Annotated in this window: 8 protein-coding genes and 2 pseudogenes; 2 read left to right on the top strand and 8 right to left on the bottom strand. The window is 56.2% G+C overall.

Features of this window, described 5'->3' with window-relative positions; genetic code table 11:
* The 5 genes and pseudogenes from KEM39_RS10665 to KEM39_RS10645 all read right to left on the bottom strand — a co-directional run.
* Nucleotides 1-191, bottom strand: a pseudogene (locus KEM39_RS10665) (type I methionyl aminopeptidase); the annotation flags it as partial.
* A 39-nt stretch (nucleotides 192-230) separates the two neighbouring features.
* Entirely contained in the window at nucleotides 231-881 is a 651-nt protein-coding gene (locus KEM39_RS10660) for a hypothetical protein (RefSeq protein ID WP_118997393.1), read from the bottom strand.
* A 7-nt stretch (nucleotides 882-888) separates the two neighbouring features.
* Nucleotides 889-1,497 (bottom strand): BON domain-containing protein, encoded by a 609-nt coding sequence (locus KEM39_RS10655; RefSeq protein ID WP_118997394.1) that lies wholly within the window; start codon nucleotides 1,495-1,497, stop codon nucleotides 889-891.
* 63 nt (nucleotides 1,498-1,560) lie between these two features.
* Nucleotides 1,561-2,154, bottom strand: coding sequence for a phosphoheptose isomerase (locus KEM39_RS10650; RefSeq protein ID WP_002215063.1), 594 nt, complete (start codon nucleotides 2,152-2,154; stop codon nucleotides 1,561-1,563).
* A 4-nt stretch (nucleotides 2,155-2,158) separates the two neighbouring features.
* Complete coding sequence (locus tag KEM39_RS10645) at nucleotides 2,159-2,506, bottom strand: YraN family protein (RefSeq protein WP_002256097.1); 348 nt, start codon at nucleotides 2,504-2,506, stop codon at nucleotides 2,159-2,161.
* A 46-nt stretch (nucleotides 2,507-2,552) separates the two neighbouring features.
* Between KEM39_RS10645 and rsmI the strand changes: the two genes are divergently transcribed.
* Nucleotides 2,553-3,428, top strand: a complete 876-nt coding sequence (gene rsmI, locus KEM39_RS10640; RefSeq protein WP_118997395.1) for a 16S rRNA (cytidine(1402)-2'-O)-methyltransferase — start codon at nucleotides 2,553-2,555, stop codon at nucleotides 3,426-3,428.
* Nucleotides 3,429-3,462: 34 nt separating this feature from the next.
* On the opposite strand, the gene KEM39_RS10635 is transcribed toward rsmI, so the two are convergent.
* The 3 genes and pseudogenes from KEM39_RS10635 to KEM39_RS10630 all read right to left on the bottom strand — a co-directional run bounded on the left by KEM39_RS10635 (nucleotide 3,463) and on the right by KEM39_RS10630 (nucleotide 4,096).
* Nucleotides 3,463-3,822: a cytochrome b gene (locus KEM39_RS10635; protein WP_418030214.1), complete on the bottom strand. Its 360-nt coding sequence runs from the start codon at nucleotides 3,820-3,822 to the stop codon at nucleotides 3,463-3,465.
* A gap of 6 nt (nucleotides 3,823-3,828) precedes the next feature.
* A pseudogene (locus KEM39_RS12120) lies at nucleotides 3,829-3,980 on the bottom strand (IS5/IS1182 family transposase); the annotation flags it as partial.
* Entirely contained in the window at nucleotides 3,932-4,096 is a 165-nt protein-coding gene (locus KEM39_RS10630; RefSeq protein ID WP_002217780.1) for a hypothetical protein, read from the bottom strand. The pseudogene KEM39_RS12120 and the gene KEM39_RS10630, both read right to left, overlap by 49 nt.
* A gap of 276 nt (nucleotides 4,097-4,372) precedes the next feature.
* On the opposite strand from KEM39_RS10630, the gene obgE reads away from it, so the two are divergent.
* Nucleotides 4,373-4,947: GTPase ObgE (obgE, locus tag KEM39_RS10625; protein WP_211710000.1), on the top strand; the 575-nt coding region annotated here is incomplete at its 3' end.

Raw genomic sequence — 4,947 nt, 5'->3', positions numbered from 1 at the left:
CCGTAGTGGAGGGGGGCGGGGTAGCCGCCTTGGACGTTGACGTGGTAGTCGTAAACGAGTTTGTCGATTTCGTCGGTGGTAATGCCGGGTTTGACGAATTGTCCGATATAGTCGAGGGCTTCGGCGACGAGTTTGCCCAGTTCGCGCATTTTCTCAATTTCTTCGGGGGTTTTGATGATGATGCCGTTCATAATGCTTCCTTGGATTGCGGGTGTGCCTGCCGTGCCGGGTCAGAAGAGGTTGTCGAGAATCTCTTTTTTATGGGGTTTGGCCGGCGTGTTTTTCGGGGTGTCCGGTTTGGTATGGTTTTCTTTGGGCGTTTCTTTTTCTTTGGGTGTTTCTTTGGGCTGCGCCTGTTTTTCGGGTGTTTCTTTTCGGGGTTCGGGACGGGGGACGTTTGTGGGCAGTACGGGGGTTTCTTTGAGTGTGTTTTCAGCTTGTGTTCCGGCGTCGTCCGGCTGTCTGTCGGTTTGAGCTGTGTCGGCAGGGCGTGGTTTGACCCGGTTTTTCTTGGGTGCGGCAGGGGACGGCAGTCCGCTGCCGCTTTCGTCTGTGCCGTCCGGCTGTGCGGGTTCGGATGAGGCGGCGTGGTGTTCGGGTTGGGCGGCATCTTGTCCGACTGCGCCGTTTGGCAGCCAGAATTCGGTTTCGCGGGGGCTGTCGGTGTGTTGCGGTTCGGTTTGGAGGGTTTTGTCGCCGTTCGGGTTGAATGTGCTGACGATGCCTACTGCCAATGCGCCGATGGCGGTGATACAGATGAGCAATACGGCGCGTATCAGGAGTTTGGGGGTCAGCCTGAAGGGTTTGTTCGGTTTTTTTGCCATTTTGATTGTGCTTTTGGGGTGTCGGGCAATGCCGTCTGAAGGCGGTTCAGACGGTATTGCCGAGTCAGCGTTGGACGTAGTTTTGGTAGAGGGTGATGACTTTTTGTACGCCGACGGTGGTGCTGACTTTTTGGGTAATCTGCGCCTGTTCTTCGGGGGTAAGGATGCCCATAACGTAGGTTACATTGCCGTAGGTAACGATTTTGACGCGCGCCTGCGTGGCGGGGCTGATGCCCAGCAGCGTGGCGCGGACTTTGGACGTGTTCCAAGTGTCGCCGGCGATGTCGCCGGCAGTGCGCGGCAGGGAGGCGACGGTAATGTAGTTGTACACGCCTTCGGCGGCCTGTTCGGAACGTGCAATCTGACCGACAAACTGTTTCTCGCCTTCGGTGGCGACTTGTCCGAGCAGCAGCAGGTGGCGGTTGTAGCCGACGACGGAGATTTGGGGCGTGTAGCCTTTGGTTTGGTTGTTTTGGCGCAGGTAGGAACGGGCGGTGGTTTCGATACGCAACGCCATAACGTTGTCGTCGGTTTGCGCGCCGGTGGTTCGGCGGTCGACGGCGGATTTCGCGCCGACCGCCGCGCCGCCGACGACTGCGCTGACGCAGCCGCTAAGGGCAAGGCTGAAAATGGCGGCAATCAGGGTGCGGACGGTGTGCGGTTTGGGTTTCATCGGGTGCTTCCTTTCTTGGGCGTTTCAGACGGCATTGCTTTGCGCCATGCCGTCTGAAAAGGGTTACATTCCTTCCAGCAGTACGGAGTCGATACAGTCGCACATGGCGTGTATCAGCAGGATGTGGTTTTCTTGAATACGGGCGGTGCGCGGATGGGGAACGTTGAGCAAAACGTCGGTGTCTTTGAGTATGGCGGCGATTTTGCCGCCGTCGCGGCCGGTCAAGGCGATGACGTGCATATCGCGTTCGTGTGCCGCTTTGACGGCTTCGATGACGTTGGCAGAATTGCCGGAGGTGGAAATGCCGACGAGGACGTCGCCTGCACGTCCGAGCGCGCGCACTTGTTTGCTGAATACATGGTCGAAACCGTAGTCGTTGCCGATGGCGGTCAGCGCGGAAGTGTCTGTTGTCAGCGCGACGGCGGCGAGTTCCATGCGTTCTTTTTCAAAACGGCCGGTCATTTCGGCGGCGAAGTGTTGCGCGTCGGCAGCCGAACCGCCGTTGCCGCAGGCCAGGATTTTGCCGTCATTCATCAGGCATTGCAGCATCAGCTCGGCAGCCTGTACGGTCGGCTCGACCAGTACTTTTTCGGCTTCCTGTTTGGCACGGATGCTTTCGGCAAAATGGGCGGCAACGCGTTCTTGTAATGTCGTCATATCGTCAACCTGTAATATTCTGTATCCACTCGGGCGGGCGGTTTCCTTCAATCAGTACCGCATCGAGGCGGCACGGTACGTTTGTCAACCTGTTCTGTTGCAGATAATACTCTACACTTCGTTGCAGTTTCAATAATTTGGATGGGGAAATGCTGTATGCGGCACCGCCGAATTGCCGATTTTTGCGGTATTTTACTTCAACAAACAGAATCATGCCGCCGTTTTTGACAATTAGGTCGATTTCGCCGTAGGCGCAGTGCCAGTTGCGGGCAAGCAGCGTGCAGCCTTGGGATTGGAGGAAGGCAAGCGCGGCATCTTCGCCTGCCTCGCCCTGTTTGTGGTTTAGGCGCATAATCGGTTTAACCTTTATAATGTTTGTTTTTCAGACGGCATTTTTTATGTTTCAGAAACACTTGCAGAAAGCCTCCGACAGCGTCGTCGGAGGGACATTATACGTGGTTGCCACGCCCATCGGCAATTTGGCGGACATTACCCTGCGCGCTTTGGCGGTATTGCAAAAGGCAGACATCATTTGTGCCGAAGATACGCGCGTTACCGCGCAGCTTTTGAGCGCGTACGGCATTCAGGGCAAACTCGTCAGCGTGCGCGAACACAACGAGCGGCAGATGGCGGACAAGATTATCGGCTATCTTTCAGACGGCATGGTTGTGGCACAGGTTTCCGATGCGGGTACACCGGCCGTGTGCGACCCGGGTGCGAAACTCGCCCGCCGCGTGCGCGAAGCGGGGTTTAAAGTTGTCCCTGTTGTCGGCGCAAGCGCGGTGATGGCGGCTTTGAGCGTGGCCGGTGTGGAGGAATCCGATTTTTATTTCAACGGTTTTGTGCCGCCGAAATCGGGAGAGCGCAGGAAACTGTTTGCCAAATGGGTGCGGGTGGCGTTTCCCGTCGTGATGTTTGAAACACCGCACCGAATCGGGGCAACGCTTGCCGATATGGTGGAACTGTTCCCCGAACGCCGTCTGATGCTGGCGCGCGAAATCACGAAAACGTTTGAAACGTTCTTAAGCGGCACGGTTGGGGAAATTCAGACGGCATTGGCGGCGGACGGCAACCAATCGCGCGGCGAGATGGTGTTGGTGCTTTATCCGGCGCAGGATGAAAAACACGAAGGCTTGTCCGAGTCCGCGCAAAATGTGATGAAAATCCTTGCTGCCGAGCTGCCGACCAAGCAGGCGGCGGAGCTTGCTGCCAAAATCACGGGCGAGGGAAAAAAAGCTTTGTACGATCTGGCACTGTCGTGGAAAAACAAATGATGCCGGACAAGCCGGCATCGTAAGAGGGAAGCAATCAGCGTACGCGTCCCGTCATGCGGTACAGCACGTCTTTGCCTTGAACACGGTGGACGACGACCATGGCGACGTGTCCGGCGACGGCGGCAAACAGCAGCCAGCCCAAATTGCCGTGGAACGTGTTGCCCAAGTTTGCCATCCACTCGATTTTTTCCGGCGAACCCTGCATCACCTCAACGCCGAACACTTTCAACGGGCCGCGGCCGCTGCCGTATTGGCGGATCATGCCGATAACGGGAACGGCAAGCATGAGCAGATACAGAATGCCGTGTCCTGCCGCCGCAGCCTTGCTGTCGCTTTGCGGACGCTTGGCGCGGTTGGCAACTGCCCACACGATGCGCAATGTAATCACCGTCAGCGTGAGGAAGCCGAAAGATTTGTGCAGGCCGAACAGGCTGCCCGCCCATTCCGCCTCTTCGTATAGTGGATTAACAAAAACCAGTACGGCGTTGCCTCGCCTTGCCGTACTATTTGTACTGTCTGCGGCTTCGTCGCCTTGTCCTGATTTTTGTTAATCCACTATAAATCGTCCACAGGACAATGGTGGTCAGAATGCCGATGAAACCGGCAACGGTCAGCCAGTGCAGCGCGCGTGTCAACGGGTCGTAAACGGCAGGTTGGTTTGTGTTCATAAAAAACTTATTATATGTAACGGTTTGAACGGACATTCCGTCGGGTCGGAATGTCAAAAAGGCGCGATTGTACCAAAGAAGTTGGACATAATTTTGTTTGCAGGCTGAAGATTTGCTTAAAAATTCATTAAGATGGGCGGAACAAATAGTTTGGGTACGGCGTGTTGAAATACCGCTTATCCCTTATAATAGCGTCCGAAATTCTGTTCAGACGGCATCAAAACACACGCCATGCCGTCTGAACCCCCATTTGAAACCAACAAACAAGAGCATTGAATGAAATTCATCGACGAAGCAAAAATCGAAGTCGCCGCAGGCAAAGGCGGTAATGGCGCAACCAGTTTCCGCCGCGAAAAATTCGTACCGCGCGGCGGTCCGGACGGCGGCGACGGCGGCAAAGGCGGCAGCGTTTGGGCAGAAGCCGACGAAAACACCAACACCCTCGTCGAATACCGCTTCGTCAAACGCTACCAAGCCAAAAACGGCGAAAAAGGCCACGGTTCCGACCGTTACGGCGCAGGTGCGGACGACATCGTCCTCAAAATGCCCGTCGGCACCCTCATCCGCGACCTCGATACCGATGAAATCGTCGCCGACCTCACTTACCACGGACAGCGCGTCTGCCTTGCCAAAGGCGGCAAAGGCGGCTTGGGCAATATCCACTTCAAATCCTCCGTCAACCGCGCCCCGAAACAATCCACGCCCGGTGAAGAAGGCGAAACCCGTTCCCTGCAACTCGAACTCAAAGTCCTCGCCGATGTCGGCTTATTGGGTATGCCCAACGCCGGCAAATCCACCCTGATTACCGCCGTATCCGCCGCACGCCCCAAAATCGCCAACTACCCCTTCAC

The sequence above is a fragment of the Neisseria sp. Marseille-Q1983 genome (genome assembly GCF_018224585.1).
Classification (GTDB): Bacteria; Pseudomonadota; Gammaproteobacteria; order Burkholderiales; family Neisseriaceae; genus Neisseria; species Neisseria polysaccharea.
This window is presented reverse-complemented; position numbering and strand designations above follow the sequence as displayed.